Here is a 16,694-nt window from a genome sequence, read left to right as displayed (position 1 = left end):
ATTATTGAATTTCCTCTGGAGTCACCACCACCCAGTTCTTGTCCGCCGTTACCGGCAAGCCTTCCTTGGCCTGGGCTGCGGCGTTTTTGGCCATCATCCCGTTGATCTGGTCCATGTACTTGGCCTTGCGGTTGATCCACAGGTGAATCCCGCCCTTGGCCACATCGACACCATGGAACAGCATGTAGCCGTCGCTGTTCGGCGTGTCACCGCCTACCAGCACCGGCTTTTTCCATTCATCGATATAGGTGAGGATGGCCGCCTGCTTGCCGGCCATCCAGGTCGCCGGGGTCCACAGGTACGGGGTGAGTTCCAGGCCCATGTTGGCCGCCGCGTCGTAGTGGCCGGCGCTGATCTGCTTGCGCGCGGTGGTCAGGGCGCCGCTGGTGCGGTCCTTGAGCAGCAGGCTGACGCCGATGACGTTCTGCGGCTTGACGTTGTAGCCGTACTTCGGATCCGAAGCGACCATGCGCACCAGTTCCTCGGACGCTGCGGTCATCACGTAGACCTCGATGCCGTTCTCCATCAGCTTGTTGTACAGCTCGGTCTGCCCGGTGAAGACCTTGGGCGGGTTGACCTCGATGGTCTTGACCTGGTCGCCGTCGAAGTAGGTACTCGGCACCGGCTTGCCCGAGGCCATCAGCTCATCGACGTAACCCTTGAGTTCCTTGAGGGTGAAACCGGAGAACACCTGCGCCACCCATGGGTAGCAGACCATGTCGTCGATTTCGCATAGGCGGTAGTAGTAGCTGAACAGGCTTTCCTTGTGCTCGGCGCTGTCCTTGAACGGCATCAGCTTGAGCGAAGGGTCGAGCTTGTCGCGGGTCAGCACGCCCTTGTTCTCCAGGAACGGCAGCAGCGATTCCTCGAGATCGAAGCGGTAGCTGGTGTTGTCCATGTCGAAGACCGCGTAGTTACCCTTGTGGGCATTGGCGGCGATCATCGCGTCGAGTTGTTTCGCGGCCTCGGCAGGCCAGTGTTTCAGTTCGACGGCCTGGGCTTGCCAACTGAGCAGCACGGCCAGGCCGGCAGCGAGGAATTTCGGAGCGAACGTCATGGGCGGTTCTCCTGAAGAATGAACGCCTCACCCTAAGCACTCCCGTCCCACCGCTCCGCTCTGGCAACGACGCCAAAAGCGCCCACAAGCGGCACGCACATGTTCAAAAGCGACCAGGGTTTATTCCAGAAACGACGGCAATCATTCCATATCGATATAAATTCGTTTGTTTTCATACTGTTAGCATTTTCGTTTCAGCAACCGCCCCTCCAGGCGGTTGCTTCGTTTTTGTATGGAGCTTCGATGAATCTGCCGCTGTTTCTCAATCTGCTGGTGTTCCTGGCGCTGCTGCTGGGCCTGGCCAAACTCAACCCGGGCTGGAGCCTGGCGAAGAAGGTGCTGGCCGGGCTGGTGCTCGGCGTACTCTTCGGCCTTGCCCTGCATACGTTCTACGGCGCCAGCACCCCGGCCCTGAAGGCCACCATCGGCTGGCTGGACCTGGTCGGCATCGGCTATGTGCAACTGCTGCAAATGATCGTCATGCCGCTGATCTTCGTCTCGATCCTGTCCGCCGTGGCCCGCCTGCACAATGCCTCGACCCTGGGCCGGATCAGCGTGCTGACCATCGGCACCCTGCTGTTCACCACGGCCATCGCCGCGTTGATCGGCATCGTCCTGACCAACCTGTTCGGCCTCAGCGCCGAAGGCCTGGTGGCCGGTACCCAGGAAAGCGCACGCCTGGCGACGATCCAGAGCGATTACGCGGGCAAGGTCGCCGACCTGAACATCCCGCAATTGCTGCTCTCGTTCCTGCCGAGCAACCCTGTGGGCGACCTGGCCCGGGCCAGGCCGACCTCGATCATTGGCGTGGTGATCTTCGCCGCCTTCCTCGGCATCGCCGCCCTGCAACTGCTCAAGGACGACGCAGAGAAAGGCAGCCGTGCCCTGGCCGCCATCGACACCCTGCAAGCCTGGGTCACCCGCCTGGTACGCCTGGTGATGAAGCTCACGCCGTACGGAGTGCTGGCGCTGATGGCCAAGGTGGTCGCCAGTTCCAACCTCGACGACATCATCAAGCTGGGCAGTTTCGTGGTGGTGTCCTACCTCGGCCTGGCGCTGATGTTCGGCGTGCATGGCGTACTGCTGGGGCTGGCCGGGATCAATCCGCTGCGCTTCCTGCGCAAGGTCTGGCCGGTACTGACCTTCGCCTTCACCAGCCGCTCCAGTGCCGCCAGCATTCCGCTGAGCATCGAAGCGCAGACCCGGCGTCTTGGCGTGCCGCAGGCGATTGCCAGCTTTGCCGCCTCGTTCGGCGCGACCATTGGCCAGAACGGCTGTGCCGGCCTGTATCCGGCGATGCTCGCGGTAATGGTCGCGCCAGCGGTGGGAATCGATCCGCTGGATCCGCTATGGATCGCTACGTTGGTGGCGGTGGTGACCCTGAGTTCGGCCGGCGTGGCCGGGGTCGGCGGTGGTGCGACCTTCGCCGCGCTGATCGTGCTGCCGGCGATGGGCTTGCCGGTGGAACTGGTGGCCCTGCTGATTTCGGTGGAACCACTGATCGACATGGGGCGGACGGCGCTGAATGTCAGCGGCTCGATGACCGCCGGGACCATTACCAGCCAGATCCTGGGGCAGACCGACAAGGCTGTTTTGGCTGGGGATGAGCAGGTTCAGTTGAGTCATTCCTGAAATTTTTTGGGCCGCTTTGCGGCCCTTCGCGGGCAAGCCACGCTCCTACAGGTGACCGCGTTTCTGTAGGAGCGTGGCTTGCCCGCGAAGGCCTGCAAAGCAGGCCCGGAATTTCAGACCTGTTCCCAAACCTCGAAGTGATAGGCCGGCTTCCCTTCCTCAACCGGTCCTTGCTGGCTCGATACCTTCTTCCAGACGCGCTCGTCCACCTCGGGGAACCACGCATCCCCTTCAGGATTCATTTCCACCCGGGTCAGGTACAGGCGATCCACCAGGCCCTTCTCCAGCCCCTGCGCATACAACTGCGCGCCGCCGATGAGCATCAGTTCGTCGACGCCCTGCTCGCGCGCCCATTGATCGGCGCGAACGATGGCATCTTCCAGCGAAGCGAACACTTCGGCGCCTTCCAGTTGCAGCCCCGGCTGGCGGCTGACCACCAGGTTCAGGCGGCCCGGCAGCGGCCGGCCCAGCGAGTCCCAGGTCTTGCGCCCCATGATGATCGGCTTGCCCAGGGTGGTGGCCTTGAAATACTTGAAGTCCCCGGCAGGTGCCAGGGCATGCGGTTGTCGAGGCCAATGACGCGGTTCTCGGCGAGCGCCACGATCAGGCTGAGGGGGAGTGGTGTTTTCATGGCGGCGAGGATAGCAAAGGATGCCTGGGTTATGCTTCCCCGGTGAATGGTTCAAGGAAGCTGTACGTGACTGGACTGACCGATCTGGACAAACGCTGGCTGACCGAAGCAGTGCGCCTGCGTGAAGAACATACCGGCCCCCTCGACGACCAGGAAGCCAACCGTCGCGCCCGCCAGCAAGGCGGCGACCTGGCGCAGCGGATCGAGACCCGCGCCCTGTGGCTGGCCGAACGCGATGGCCTGCGCCAGGCGCTGGAACATTACAGGCGCGGCGCGCGCCTGGCCTTGCTGGCGCTGCTGGTGCTGGCGGTGGTCAGCGGTAGCGGGCTGGCCTTCGCCGCGCTGGGCGACGGGCAGCGCCCGGTCAATGTGTTCTGGGCCCTGGGCAGCCTGCTCGGGCTGAACCTGCTGTTGCTGCTGGGCTGGGCTGGCGGTTTTTTCCTGGCCGGCGACCAGGGCGCGAGCCTCGGCCGCCTGTGGCTGTGGCTAAGCGAGAAACTCGCCCGCGACGCCAAGGCCGCCCATCTCGCCCCTGCCTTGCTGGTGCTGCTGCAGCGCCAGCGCCTGACCCGCTGGCTGCTCGGCGCGCTGGTTCATGGCCTGTGGCTGCTGGCGCTGTGCAGCGCGCTGGTGTTGATGCTGATGTTGCTGTCGACACGCCGCTACGGCTTCGTCTGGGAAACCACCCTGCTCCAGCCCGATACCTTCGTCAGCCTGACCCAGGCCCTGGGCGCCGTGCCTTCGCTGCTCGGCTTCGCGACGCCGGACGTGGCGATGATCCGCGCCAGTGGCGACAGCCTCCCCGCCCTCGACCCCAGCCGCCAGGCCTGGGCCGGCTGGTTGCTGGGCGTGCTGGTGGTCTACGGCATCCTGCCGCGGCTGGTGCTCGCCGCGCTGTGCCAGTGGCGCTGGCGCCAGGGCCGCGCCCGGCTGGCGCCAGACCTCAAGCTGCCCGGCTACAGCAGCCTGCGCGAAGCGCTGATGCCGAGCAGCGAGCGCCTCGGCATCAATGACGCCGCCCCGAGCAGTTGCCGCAGATCCGCCTTGACCAGGACGATGTCCGCCATGAGGGCGCGCTGATCGTCGGCCTCGAACTGGACGACCAGCGCCCCTGGCCGCCCGCCCTGCCCGCCTCGGTCACCGACGCCGGGGTACTCGACAGCCGCGAGTCCCGCCGCCGCCTGCTGGAACAGATGAGCCATTTCCCGCCCGCCCGCCTGGCCGTCGCCTGCGACCCGCAACGCTCGCCCGATCGCGGCAGCCTGGCGCTGCTCGCCGAGCTGGCGCGCAGCGCGGCGGCAACGCGGATCTGGCTGCTGCTGCCCCCGCCGGGCCAGCAACTGGATGCCGAACGCCTGGACGACTGGCACCAGGCGCTGGACCGGCTGGGCCTGGCCTACGCCGATACCCCACCGCTGCACTGGCTGGAGCATGGTCATGACTGAGGCCCTGAAACTCGCCGTGGTTGGCCATACCAATGTCGGCAAGACGTCGCTGCTGCGCACCCTGACCCGGGACGTCGGCTTCGGCGAGGTGTCCCATCGCCCCAGCACCACCCGCCATGTCGAAGGGGCGCGGTTGTCGGTGGATGGCCAGCCGCTGCTGGAGCTCTACGACACCCCCGGCCTGGAAGATGCCATCGCCCTGCTCGACTACCTGGAACGCCTGGAGCGCCCGGGCGAACGTCTGGATGGTCCGGCACGCCTGGAGCGCTTCCTGCACAGCAGCGAGGCACGCCAGCGCTTCGAGCAGGAAGCCAAGGTAGTGCGCCAACTGATGGCCAGCGATGCCGGACTCTACGTGATCGACGCTCGCGAACCGGTGCTGGCCAAGTACCGCGACGAGCTGGAAGTCCTCGCCGGCTGTGGCAAGCCGCTGCTGCCGGTGCTCAATTTCGTCGCCAGCAGCCAGCACCGCGAGCCTGACTGGCGCGAAGCCCTGGCCCGCCTCGGCCTGCATGCGCTGGTGCGCTTCGACAGCGTGGCGCCGCCCGAAGACGGTGAACGACGGCTGTACGAAAGCCTTGCCCTGATGCTGGAGAACGCCCGCCCGGCCTTGCAGCGGCTGATCGACGACCAGCAGGCGCAACGACAGGTGCGCCTGCACAGCGGCAAGCGCCTCATCGCCGAACTGCTGATGGACTGCGCGGCTGCCCGGCGTAGCGTGGAAGCGAAACCCGAAGCAGAGGCCGCCGCGATCGAGGCCCTGCGCAATGCCATCCGCCAGCGCGAGCAGCGCTGTGTCGAGGCGCTGCTCAAGCTCTACGGGTTTCGTCGCGATGACGCCAATGCCGGCGACCTTCCGCTGCTGGATGGACGCTGGGGCGATGACCTGTTCAATCCGGAAACCCTCAAGTTGCTGGGTATACGCCTGGGCGGCGGGGCCATGGCCGGGGCGGCAGCCGGCGCCGGGATCGATCTGGCGGTGGGCGGCCTGACCCTTGGCGTCGCCGCACTGGCCGGGGCGATTGCCGGTGGTGCGCTGGGCACGGTACGCAGCTACGGTGCGCGCTTGCTCGGCAAATTGAAGGGCCAGCAGGAGCTGACGGTGGATGACGCGGTGCTGCGCTTGTTGGCACTGCGCCAGCGCCAGCTGTTGCAGGCGCTGGACAGCCGGGGGCATGCGGCGATGAACCGGATCAACCTGGAAACCCCGCCCGACCAGACGTGGCGCGAGGGCAAGCTGCCGGCGGCATTGGCCAAGGCACGGGCCCATCCGCAATGGTCTTCATTGAATCCGGGAGCCAGGCTGAGCCAGGCGGAGAGACTGGAGCAGATCGAGGGGCTGGTACTGGAAATCTAGATAACCCGGCGCCCCTCATCGTCGTATCCGTCCTACTTCCTCAGCAGGCGCAGCCCGTTGAAGACCACCAGCAGGCTGACGCCCATGTCGGCGAAGACCGCCATCCACATGGTGGCCATGCCGGCAAAGGTGATGGCCAGGAAGATCGCCTTGATACCCAGGGCCAGAACGATGTTCTGCACCAGGATCGCCGCGCTTTGCCGCGAAAGCCGCACGAAAGCCGGGATTTTCCGCAAATCGTCGTCCATCAGGGCGACATCCGCGGTCTCGATGGCAGTGTCGGTGCCCGCCGCCGCCATGGCGAAGCCGATCTCGGCGCGGGCCAGGGCCGGGGCGTCGTTGATGCCGTCGCCGACCATGCCGACCCGGTGGCCCTTGGCATACAGGTCCTCGATGGCCGCCAGCTTGTCCGCAGGCAGCAGGTTGCCACGGGCCTCGTCGATGCCCACCTGGGTGGCGATGGCGTCGGCGGTATGCGGGTTGTCGCCGGTGAGCATGACGGTGCGAATGCCCAGCTCGTGCAGTTCGGCGATGGCTTCGCGACTGGTCTGCTTGACCGTGTCGGCCACGGCGAACAGGGCCAGCGGGCCGGAACCGTCGAGCAGCAGGACAACGGTCTTGCCCTGACGTTCGAGCACATCCAGCCTGGCCTCCAGCTCCGGCGAGCACAGGCCCAGCTCTTCCACCAGACGGTGGTTGCCGAGGTGGTAGAGCACACCCTCCACCTGACCGCTGACACCACGTCCCATCAAGGCCTGGAAGTCGCTCACCTCGTCACGGGCCAGACCGTCTTCCTCGCCCTTGCGGGCGATGGCCATGGACACCGGGTGGTCGGAGCGGCCGGCGAGGCTGGCGGCGATGCGCTGGGCACGAGTGGCGTACAGCGGGTCGAGCACCTCGGCATTGGTCTGCACCGGCTTGCCGTGGGTCAGGGTGCCGGTCTTGTCGAGGGCGATGAAGTCCAGCTTGCGCCCGCCTTCCAGATACACGCCGCCCTTGATCAGGATGCCCTTGCGTGCCGCAGCGGCGAGGCCGCTGACGATGGTCACCGGGGTCGAGATCACCAGGGCGCAGGGGCAGGCGACCACCAGCAGGACCAGGGCGCGGTAGATCCAGTCGAACCAGGCGCCGGCCATGAACAGCGGCGGGATCACTGCCACGGCCAGGGCGAAGGCGAAGACCGCCGGGGTGTAGATCCGCGAAAACCGGTCGACGAAGCGCTGGGTCGGCGCTCGCGCGCCCTGGGCTTCTTCGACTGCACGGATGATTCGCGCCAGGGTCGACTCACCGGCGGCGGCGGTCACCCGGAACTCCAGGGCGCCGGACTGGTTGATGGTACCGGCGAAAACCTTGTCGCCCGGGCCTTTTTCCACTGGCAGGCTTTCCCCGGTAATCGGCGCCTGGTCGATGCTCGACTGGCCGCTGAGCACGTCGCCATCCAGCCCGACCCGCTCGCCTGGACGCAGGCGTACCAGGGCGCCGAGCGGCACCTTGGCGACTTCCATCTCCAGCCACTGGCCGTCGGCTTGCTGCACCGTGGCCATGTCCGGGCTCAACTGCATCAGGCCGCCGATAGCGTTGCGCGCGCGGTCCAGCGACCGGGCCTCGATCACCTCGGCGAGGGTAAACAGCACCATCACCATGGCCGCTTCCGGCCACTGCCCGATCAGCACGGCGCCGGTCACGGCAATGCTCATCAGCGCGTTGATATTGAGGTTGCGGTTCTTCAGGGCGATCCAGCCCTTCTTGTAGGTGCCCAGGCCGCAGCCAAGGATCGCCGCCAGGGCCAGGGCGGCCACCACCCACTCCGGCGCAGCAGAGGTGAAATGCACGATTTCCGCAGCCAGCGCGGCGACGCCGGACAGCGCCAGCGGCCACCAGGATTTCTTCACCGGGGCCGGCCTGGCTTCGGCGGAATCATCGGTCAGCGGCTCGGCCTGCATGCCCAGCGAGGCGATCGCCTGCTCGATGCCCCGGGTGTCGCCGTGGGTGTGGCGAACGCCGAGGATGCGGTTGATCAGGTTGAATTCCAGTTGTTCGATGCCGTCCAGCTTGCCGAGCTTGTCCTGGATCAGGGTCTGTTCCGTCGGGCAATCCATGGCATCGATGCGGAAGCGGCTGAGCCGGGCGTCGGCGCTGGCCTTTTCGCGCAGTTGCACCAGGGCCGGCGCTTCGCTGCCGGAGCAGCAGGAATGCGCGGCCGGCTTCGGCGCGCAGCAACCCGAGGGCTTATGGCCATGATCGTGGTGCTTGTGGGAATGATCGTGAGTGACAGGCTGGTTCATAAGGGTTCACCGGAAAGGTCCTGTTGCCAAGTGAACACCCTGTAGCCACTATAGGGTCAAGCACACCTATCGAGGTATTTGCAGATGAAGATCGGCGAACTGGCCAAGGCCACCGATTGCGCGGTAGAGACAATCCGCTACTACGAGCGGGAGAACCTGTTGGCGGAGCCGGCGCGCAGCGAGGGCAACTATCGGGTGTACACCCAGGCTCATGTCGAGCGCCTGACCTTCATCCGCAACTGCCGGACGCTGGACATGACGCTGGAAGAAATCCGCAGCCTGCTGAAGCTCAAGGACAGCCCGCAGGACCAATGCGGCAGCGTCAATGCGCTGATCGACGAGCACATCGAGCACGTGCAGGCCAGGATCGACGGGCTGGTCGCGCTGCAGGAGCAACTGGTGGAACTGCGCAGGCGCTGCAACGCCGAAGGCGAACATTGCGCGATCCTGGAGAGGCTGGAGGTGAACGGGGCGGTTTCAGTGCCGGAGGGAGAACACTCCCATGTCGGTAGAAGTCACGGCCACTAAGGCCGGCCGCTCACCCTGTGGGAGCTGGCTTGCCAGCGATGGGGCCGTCATGAGCAATGATGTCGTCTGATCTGGCGAAATCGCTGCGGTTCGGCGGTCCGACAAGCCAGCTCCCACAGGGATTGTGTGTACTGTTAGAGCCGGCCTAGACAGCCATCGGCGCCGTCATCGGCGCGTGGTGCTCATACCCTTCCAGGCTGAAATCGCTCGGCTCGATCTTTTCCAGCCACTCCGGCTCGTACCTGCCAGTCTTGGCGAACTCCGGCACCCGGTCCGAAATCACCAGCTTCGGTGCGTCCAGCGGCTCGCGCCGGAGTTGCTCGTTGAGCATGTCCAGGTGGTTTTCATACACATGGGCATCACCGATGAAATAGGTGAACCAGCGTGGCGTGTAGCCGGTCAGGCGGCCGACCAGCGATAGCAGCGCCGCACCTTCGGTGAGGTTGAACGGCGTGCCCAGGCCCAGGTCGTTGGAGCGGATGTAGAGCGTCAGGGAGATCTCTTTGGTCTGCGTGTTGGGGTGGAACTGATACAGCAGATGGCAAGGCGGCAGGGCCATTTCGTCCAGTTGCGCGCAGTTCCAGCCGTGGAACAGGATGCGCCGGCTGTTGGGGTCGTTGACGATGGTGTCGACGCACTGGCGGATCTGGTCGATGGCCTTGTACAGCACGACGAAGGCTTCGCCGTTTTCCTCGGACTCGGCGATCTTCACGAAACCGTTCTTCTGCGCCAGCTCGATGGCCGCCGGGTTAGCCAGCGGGATGCGCTTGTAGGCCGGCCATTGGCGCCACTGCACGCCGTAGATCTCGCCGAGGTCGTCATGCCCCTGGCGGAACGGGTTGGCCAGCCACTGGGCGTTTTCGTTGGCGTTCTGGTCCCAGACCTTGCAGCCCAGCTCGCGGAACTCGGCGGCATTCCTGACGCCACGGAGGAAGCCGACCATCTCGCCGATGGCCGACTTGAACGCCAGCTTGCGCGTGGTGATGGCGGGAAAGCCCTTCTGCAGGTCGAAACGCAGCATGGCCCCGGCAGGGCGATGGTGCGCACGCCGGTGCGGTTTTCCTGCAGGGTGCCGTTCTCGATGACGTCGCGGACCAGGTCCAGATACTGTTTCATAGCGTTCCTGTAACTAGGACGGCAGGGGGATCGCCCCTGCCGTGGAAAATCAGACCGCGGGTTTTACCGACGGGTTGCGATTATAGGCCCACCAGATCAAGGCGAGGCCGCCGATGATCATCGGTACGCAGAGAATCTGACCCATGGTCAGCCAGCCCCAGGCCAGGTAGCCGAGCTGGGCGTCCGGAACGCGGACGAACTCGACGATGAAGCGGAAGATCCCGTAGAACAGGGCGAACATGCCCGATACCGCCATGGTTGGCCGCGGTTTGCGCGAGTACAGCCAGAGGATCAGGAACAGCGCCACGCCCTCCAGGGCGAACTGGTACAGCTGCGAGGGATGCCGCGGCAGTTGCGCCGGGTCGCTGAACGGCGGGAAGACCATGGCCCACGGCACGTCGGTAGCCTTGCCCCACAGTTCGGCGTTGATGAAGTTGCCGATCCGCCCGGCACCCAGGCCGATCGGTACCATCGGCGCGACGAAGTCCATCAGTTCGAAGAAGGTCTTGTTGTTACGCTTGCCGAACCACAGCGCCGCCAGCATCACGCCGATGAAGCCGCCGTGGAACGACATGCCGCCCTTCCAGACTTCGAAGATCAGGGTCGGGTTGGCCAGGTAGGCGCTCAGGTCGTAGAACAGCACGTAGCCGAGCCGTCCGCCGACGATGACGCCCATCGACAGCCAGAACACCAGGTCGGAAAGCTTTTCCTTGGTCCAGGTGGGGTCGAAGCGCTTGAGCCGGCGCGAGGCCAGCAGCCAGGCACCACCGATACCGACCAGGTACATCAGGCCATACCAATGGATTTTCAGCGGCCCGATGGCCAGTGCCACGGGATCGATCTGCGGGTAAGGCAGCATGATGACTCCTCTCGTTAAAGCAAAAAGCTCAGGCCGACGCAGAACAGCAATGCGGCGAACAGGCGTTTGAGCAAGCGCGGCGACAGTTTGTGCGCCAGACGCGCGCCGAAGCGGGCAAAAAACATGCTGGTCACGGCAATGCCGATCATTGCCGGCAGGTACACGAAGCCCAGGCTATGGGGCGGCAGATGCTCCTCGTGCCAACCCAGCAGCATGAAGCTCAGGGCACTGACCAGGGCAATCGGCAGGCCGCAGGCCGACGAAGTCGCCACCGCCTGCTGCATCGGCAGGCTGCGCCAGGTCAGGAACGGTACGGTCAGCGAGCCGCCACCGATGCCGAAGATCGCCGAAGCCCAGCCGACCACGCTGCCGGCCAGGGTCAATCCGGCCTTGCCGGGCACGCTGCGGCTGGCCTTGGGCTTGAGGTCCAGGGCCATCTGCACGGCAACCACCAGGGCGAACACGCCGATGATCTTCTGCAAGTGCGGGCCCTGGATCAGCGAGGCCGTCTTGGAGCCGATAACGGCGCCGATCAGGATGCCCAGGGTCATCCAGGCGAAGATCGGCCATTGCACCGCACCCTTGCGATGGTGCTCGCTGATGGCATTGATCGAGGTAAAGACGATGGTCGCCAGCGACGTGCCGACGGCCAGGTGGGTCAGTACCGAAGCATCGAAGCCTTGCAGGGTGAAGCTGAAGACCAATACCGGCACGATGATGATGCCGCCACCGACGCCGAACAGCCCGGCCAGCACGCCTGCGCAGGCTCCCAGCAGCAGGTAGAGCACGAATTCCATTGTCGCTCCCGGAAAATTCAGTCCGGCATGGTAACGGAAGCCGGGCACTTGCCTCCACTACAGGCAGATGAAGACCTTGTCAGGACGGTCTGAGGTAGAGTGAGGCACCACCGACAAGACAATGGGACACACGATGTGCCTGATCGTTTTCGCCTGGCGGCCGGGACATGCCCGGCCGCTGATCGTCGCGGCCAACCGTGACGAGTTCTACGCCCGCCCGACCCAGGCCCTGGCCTCGTGGGACGAGGCCTCCGGCGTGCATGCCGGGCGTGACCTGGAAGCCGGCGGGACCTGGTTGGGCGTGGGGCCGCAGGGTCGGTTCGCGGCGCTGACCAATATCCGTGACCCGGGGCAAGCCCTGGGCGCCCGGTCGCGGGGCGAACTGGTGGCGGGCTATTTGCGCGGGGAACTGTCGGTCGAGGCTTATCTGGACAAGGTGGCCGGCGAGGCCCGGCTTTATTCCGGGTTCAACCTGCTGGTGGGGAATGCCGGGCAATTGGGGTATCTGCATGCCGGGGATACGCCGAGGATGCTGGAGGCCGGGGTGTACGGACTATCCAACGCCGCCCTGGATACGCCGTGGCCGAAGCTGGTCAAGGCGCGGGAGGCGCTGCGGGAGCGGCTGGATGATCCGCAGCCGGAAGAGCTGTTCGAACTGCTGGGGGATGCCCGGCCGGCGGCGGACGCGGAGCTTCCCAGCACCGGGGTGGGCCTGGCAACCGAGCGGCTGCTGTCCAGCGTGTTCATTGCCAGCCAGAACTATGGGACGCGGGCGAGTACGGTGCTGGTAGTTGAAGCGGATGGGCGGCGCAGGCTGGTGGAGAGGAGCTTTGGGCCGTTCGGGGGGCATCTGGGCGAGGTCGACTTGAAGCTTTAGCAAGGACCTTGTGGGAGCGGGTTCACCCGCGATTGCAGTAGTGGATTCACTATAGTAATCGCGGGTGAACCCGCTCCCACAGGGGCTGTGGTGATCAACACATTCAGTGCGGATTGATCATCCGCGACAGGCCCAGGTTCTTCAGGGCCAGGTGCAAGGTGCTGTGGATAACCTGCGGGTTGTCGATCTCCATGACCTGCGCGAGCATTTCCTTCGATTTGCCCATGCTGATCTGGCGCAGCATCCATTTCACCTTCGGCAGGTTGGTGGCGTTCATCGACAGGCTGTCGAAGCCCATCGCCATCAGCAATACCGCAGCCGCCGGGTCACCAGCCATTTCACCACAGATGCTCACCGGCTTGCCTTCGGCATGGGCCGCCGTGACCACATGCTGCAGGGCCTGGAGCACCGCCGGGTGCAGGTAGTCGTAGAGGTCGGCGACGCGCGGGTTGTTGCGGTCCACCGCCAGCAGGTACTGGGTCAGGTCGTTCGAACCGACCGAGAGGAAGTCCACCTGGCGCGCCAGTTCGCGGGTCTGGTACACGGCCGCGGGGATTTCCACCATGACGCCCACCGGCGGCATCGGCACGTCGGTGCCTTCGTCGCGCACCTCGCCCCAGGCACGGTGGATCAGGTGCAGGGCTTCTTCAAGCTCGTGGATGCCGGAGATCATCGGCAGCAGGATGCGCAGGTTGTTCAGGCCTTCGCTGGCCTTGAGCATGGCGCGGGTCTGGACCAGGAAGATCTCCGGATGGTCGAGGGTAACGCGGATGCCGCGCCAGCCAAGGAAGGGGTTGTCTTCCTTGATCGGGAAATAGGACAGCGCCTTGTCGCCCCCGATGTCCAGGCTGCGCATGGTCACTGGCAACGGGTGGAAAGCAGCCAGTTGCTCACGGTAGATGGCCAGCTGTTCCTTTTCGCTGGGGAAACGCTGGTTGATCATGAATGGCACTTCGGTGCGGTACAGGCCGACACCCTCGGCGCCACGCTGCTGCGCCCGGGCCACATCGGCGAGCAGGCCGGTGTTGACCCACAGCGGCATGCGGTGGCCGTCGGTGGTTTCGCACGGCAGTTCGCGCAGGGCATCAAGGCCCTGGGCCAGCTGGCGCTCCTCCTCGACCACATCGGCGTACTGCTTGCGCAGCACATCGCTGGGGTTGGTATAGACGTCGCCCTTGTAGCCATCGACGATCATCTGGATGCCGTCGACCTTGGAATACGGCAGGTCGACCAGGCCCATCACCGTGGGAATGCCCATGGCTCGGGCGAGGATCGCCACATGGGAGTTGCCCGAACCCAGCACCGACACCAGGCCCACCAGCTTGCCTTCCGGCACTTCGCCGAGCATGGCCGGGGTCAGTTCTTCGCTGACCAGGATGGTGTTGTCCGGGTAGACCAGCGACAGCTGGCGGGCCTCCTGGAGGTAGGCCAGCAGGCGCCGGCCGAGGTCCTTGACGTCCGAGGCACGCTCGCGCAGGTAGGCATCGTCCATCAGTTCGAAGCGGTTGACGTGCTCGCCGACCACCTGGCGCAAGGAGCCCTGCGCCCATTGGCCGGTCTTGATGACCTCGACCACCTCGCCGCCCAGGGCCGCGTCGTCGAGCATCATCAGGTAGACGTCGAACAACGCCCGCTCTTCCGGGCGCAGCTGGGTCGCCAGCTTGGCCGAGAGGGTGCGCATGTCGCTGCGCACGCCTTCGAGGGCGTTGTTGAAAAGCTTGAGTTCAGCGTCGATGTCGGTGACGGTCTTGTCCGGCACTACATCCAGGTCGGCCGGCGGCAGCATGACCACCGCAGTACCTACCGCGGCTCCCGGCGAGCCCGGCACGCCGACGAACTTGGCTTCCTGGATACCCTTGCCCTGGCGACCCAGGCCGCGGATCGAACCGGTGGCCTCGGCGTGGGCGATAACCCCGGCGAGCTGCGCGCTCATGGTGACGAGGAAGGCTTCTTCCCCTTCGTCGAACTGGCGCCGCTCCTTTTGCTGGATAACCAGCACCCCGACCACGCGACGGTGGTGGATGATCGGCGCACCCAGGAAGGAGGCGAACCGCTCCTCGCCGGTCTCGGCGAAGTAGCGGTAGCGCGGGTGGTCGGCGGCGTTTTCCAGGTTCAGCGGCTCTTCCCGGGTACCGACCAGGCCGACCAGGCCCTCGTTCGGCGCCATGCTGACCTTGCCGATGGAGCGCTTGTTCAGGCCCTCGGTGGCCATCAGGACGAAACGGTTGGTTTCCGGGTCGAGCAGGTAGACCGAGCAGACCTGGCTGCCCATGGCCTCTTTGACGCGCAAGACGATGATCCCCAACGCCGTCTTGAGATCCTTGGCGGAGTTAACTTCCTGGACGATCTTGCGCAGCGTATTGAGCATGGCTCGGGGTCGAACTCCGTCGTCAGTCGCGCGCCAGAAGGCGCGGGGCAAGCTCTTTGAGCGCGCGGCGGTACACTTCGCGCTTGAATGTCACTACCTGGCCCAGCGGATACCAATAGCTGACCCAGCGCCAGCCATCGAACTCCGGTTTGCCGGTGAGATCCATCCGCACCCGCTGCTCGTTGGAAACCAGCCGCAGCAGGAACCACTTCTGTTTCTGGCCGATGCACAGCGGTTGGCTGTGGGTACGGACCAGACGTTGGGGTAAACGATAACGCAACCAGCCACGGGTGCAGGCAAGTATTTCCACGTCCTGACGCTCGAGACCTACTTCTTCATTCAACTCGCGGTACAGAGCATCTTCCGGTGTTTCATCGGGGTTGATTCCCCCTTGTGGAAACTGCCAGGCATCCTGGTTGATTCGCCGGGCCCATAGCACCTGTCCAAGATCATTCGTGAGAATGATCCCGACATTGGGGCGAAAACCATCGGGGTCGATCACGGCAGCAACCTCGCAAACGCATGTCGCCGCATTGTTCCACAAAGCCAGCAAGCCCAGCAACGCGCCCGCCATACCTTATGTGCAGCGTTGTGAAAAGTCCGTATTCTGTGGGACTTTTCAGATGTTATGCGAGTGACTCTTCGATGCGCCTGGCTTTATTCGATCTGGACAACACCCTCCTCGGCGGCGACAGCGACCACGCCTGGGGCGACTACCTGTGCGCCCGCGGCATTCTCGATCCGGTCGAGTACCAGAACCGCAACGACGCCTTCTACCAGGATTACCTGGCCGGCAAGCTGGACCTGCAGGCCTACCTGAACTTCAGCCTGGAGATCCTGGCCACCACCGAGATGGCCCAGCTCGACGAATGGCATGGCGACTTCATGCGCGACTGCGTCGAACCGATCATCCTGCCCAAGGCCCTGGCCCTGCTGAAGAAACACCGCGACGCTGGCGACAGGCTGGTCATCATCACCGCCACCAACCGCTTCATCACTGGGCCGATCGCCAAGCGCCTGGAGGTGGAAACCCTGCTCGCCACCGAATGCGAGCTGGTCGACGGCCGCTACACCGGGCGCAGCATCGACGTGCCGTGCTTCCGCGAAGGCAAGGTGACGCGCCTGAAGCGCTGGCTGGAAGAGAACGGGCTGACACTCGAAGGCAGCTACTTCTATAGCGACTCGATGAACGACCTGCCGCTGCTGGAACAGGTGGACAATCCGGTGGCGGTCGATCCCGACCCGAACCTGCGGGCCGAGGCCGAAAAACGCGGCTGGCCGGTGATCAGCCTGCGCGATTAAGCCAGGACGTCAGACCGGCTTGGCGCCCATCAAGCCGGCGATGGCGATGAAACAGATGCCGCTGAACAACGCCAGGGCCAGGGTGAACCGGGGTTTGCCCGCGTCCGGCGCGCTACGCATGTGATTGATCCGGGCCAGCAGCCAGAACCAGGCCAGCGCGCCGAAGGTATACAGCAGGCTCGAACCCAGCACCCAGGTCTGCCCCAGCGGCCAGCCCACCAGGTGGACCAGCCACCAGCCGGTAAACGGCAGGCTCACCAGGCCGATGCCCATCGACAGCCAGAGAAAACCCTGCGGCCGCGCCAGCAGCCGCCCGCCCGCTGCCGCATCACCCGTGCGCCGGGCTCTCCAGGTCCAGACCGCCAGCCCTAGTGCGCTGCCAAGCAGCAGCACGGTAGCCAGTACATGAGCGGTTTTCAGGGCGGTCAGCGGTTCCATGG

The 16,694-nt window shown here is 65.0% G+C and carries 12 protein-coding genes and 3 pseudogenes; 6 read left to right on the top strand and 9 right to left on the bottom strand.

The window, feature by feature from the left end; all coding sequences use genetic code 11:
* Position 1: 1 nt before the first annotated feature.
* Positions 2–1,057, bottom strand: coding sequence for a hypothetical protein (locus CSV86_RS27270; protein WP_009396738.1), 1,056 nt, complete (start codon positions 1,055–1,057; stop codon positions 2–4).
* Between the two features lie 243 nt (positions 1,058–1,300).
* On the opposite strand from CSV86_RS27270, the gene CSV86_RS27265 reads away from it, so the two are divergent.
* Positions 1,301–2,689, top strand: coding sequence for an L-cystine transporter (locus CSV86_RS27265; protein WP_009396737.1), 1,389 nt, complete (start codon positions 1,301–1,303; stop codon positions 2,687–2,689).
* A gap of 113 nt (positions 2,690–2,802) precedes the next feature.
* On the opposite strand, the pseudogene CSV86_RS27260 reads toward CSV86_RS27265, so the two are convergent.
* A pseudogene (locus tag CSV86_RS27260) lies at positions 2,803–3,320 on the bottom strand (dihydrofolate reductase).
* Between the two features lie 66 nt (positions 3,321–3,386).
* On the opposite strand from CSV86_RS27260, the pseudogene CSV86_RS27255 reads away from it, so the two are divergent.
* Positions 3,387–4,765: pseudogene (locus CSV86_RS27255) on the top strand (DUF2868 domain-containing protein).
* Positions 4,758–6,122 (top strand): GTPase/DUF3482 domain-containing protein, encoded by a 1,365-nt coding sequence (locus CSV86_RS27250; RefSeq protein WP_009396734.1) that lies wholly within the window; start codon positions 4,758–4,760, stop codon positions 6,120–6,122. The pseudogene CSV86_RS27255 and the gene CSV86_RS27250 overlap by 8 nt, the downstream one beginning before the upstream one ends.
* A gap of 32 nt (positions 6,123–6,154) precedes the next feature.
* On the opposite strand, the gene CSV86_RS27245 is transcribed toward CSV86_RS27250, so the two are convergent.
* The gene (locus CSV86_RS27245) at positions 6,155–8,407 is read right to left on the bottom strand and encodes a heavy metal translocating P-type ATPase (RefSeq protein ID WP_009396733.1); all 2,253 of its coding nucleotides are present in this window, start codon (positions 8,405–8,407) and stop codon (positions 6,155–6,157) included.
* Between the two features lie 84 nt (positions 8,408–8,491).
* On the opposite strand from CSV86_RS27245, the gene cadR reads away from it, so the two are divergent.
* Complete coding sequence (gene cadR / locus CSV86_RS27240; protein WP_009396732.1) at positions 8,492–8,935, top strand: Cd(II)/Pb(II)-responsive transcriptional regulator; 444 nt, start codon at positions 8,492–8,494, stop codon at positions 8,933–8,935.
* A gap of 145 nt (positions 8,936–9,080) precedes the next feature.
* Here the strand turns inward: cadR and CSV86_RS27235 are convergent.
* From CSV86_RS27235 to CSV86_RS27225, 3 genes and pseudogenes are all read right to left on the bottom strand, one after another.
* A pseudogene (locus tag CSV86_RS27235) lies at positions 9,081–10,051 on the bottom strand (thymidylate synthase).
* Positions 10,052–10,100: 49 nt separating this feature from the next.
* On the bottom strand, positions 10,101–10,910 hold the full coding sequence (gene lgt, locus CSV86_RS27230) for a prolipoprotein diacylglyceryl transferase (RefSeq protein WP_009396730.1): 810 nt from the start codon (positions 10,908–10,910) through the stop codon (positions 10,101–10,103).
* Positions 10,911–10,924: 14 nt separating this feature from the next.
* Positions 10,925–11,707 (bottom strand): sulfite exporter TauE/SafE family protein, encoded by a 783-nt coding sequence (locus CSV86_RS27225; protein WP_009396728.1) that lies wholly within the window; start codon positions 11,705–11,707, stop codon positions 10,925–10,927.
* Positions 11,708–11,840: 133 nt separating this feature from the next.
* On the opposite strand from CSV86_RS27225, the gene CSV86_RS27220 reads away from it, so the two are divergent.
* Positions 11,841–12,584 carry an NRDE family protein gene (locus tag CSV86_RS27220; protein WP_009396726.1) on the top strand — a complete coding sequence of 248 codons (744 nt, stop codon included), beginning with the start codon at positions 11,841–11,843 and terminating at the stop codon, positions 12,582–12,584.
* A gap of 103 nt (positions 12,585–12,687) precedes the next feature.
* Here CSV86_RS27220 and ptsP read toward each other — a convergent pair whose 3' ends face one another.
* Together ptsP and CSV86_RS27210 are read right to left on the bottom strand one after the other, a co-directional pair.
* Entirely contained in the window at positions 12,688–14,952 is a 2,265-nt protein-coding gene (gene ptsP, locus CSV86_RS27215; RefSeq protein ID WP_009396724.1) for a phosphoenolpyruvate--protein phosphotransferase, read from the bottom strand.
* A gap of 22 nt (positions 14,953–14,974) precedes the next feature.
* Positions 14,975–15,454 (bottom strand): RNA pyrophosphohydrolase, encoded by a 480-nt coding sequence (locus CSV86_RS27210; protein WP_009396722.1) that lies wholly within the window; start codon positions 15,452–15,454, stop codon positions 14,975–14,977.
* A 143-nt stretch (positions 15,455–15,597) separates the two neighbouring features.
* Between CSV86_RS27210 and CSV86_RS27205 the strand changes: the two genes are divergently transcribed.
* Complete coding sequence (locus CSV86_RS27205; protein WP_009396720.1) at positions 15,598–16,254, top strand: histidinol-phosphatase; 657 nt, start codon at positions 15,598–15,600, stop codon at positions 16,252–16,254.
* Between the two features lie 9 nt (positions 16,255–16,263).
* On the opposite strand, the gene CSV86_RS27200 is transcribed toward CSV86_RS27205, so the two are convergent.
* Positions 16,264–16,692 carry a DUF2269 family protein gene (locus CSV86_RS27200; protein WP_009396718.1) on the bottom strand — a complete coding sequence of 143 codons (429 nt, stop codon included), beginning with the start codon at positions 16,690–16,692 and terminating at the stop codon, positions 16,264–16,266.
* Positions 16,693–16,694 lie beyond the last annotated feature (2 nt).

It is taken from the genome of Pseudomonas bharatica CSV86 (genome assembly GCF_000319305.2).
GTDB classification, from domain to species: Bacteria; Pseudomonadota; Gammaproteobacteria; order Pseudomonadales; family Pseudomonadaceae; genus Aquipseudomonas; species Aquipseudomonas bharatica.
The sequence above is the reverse complement of the archived record's forward strand: the minus strand, read 5'-3'. Positions and strand labels throughout refer to the sequence as shown.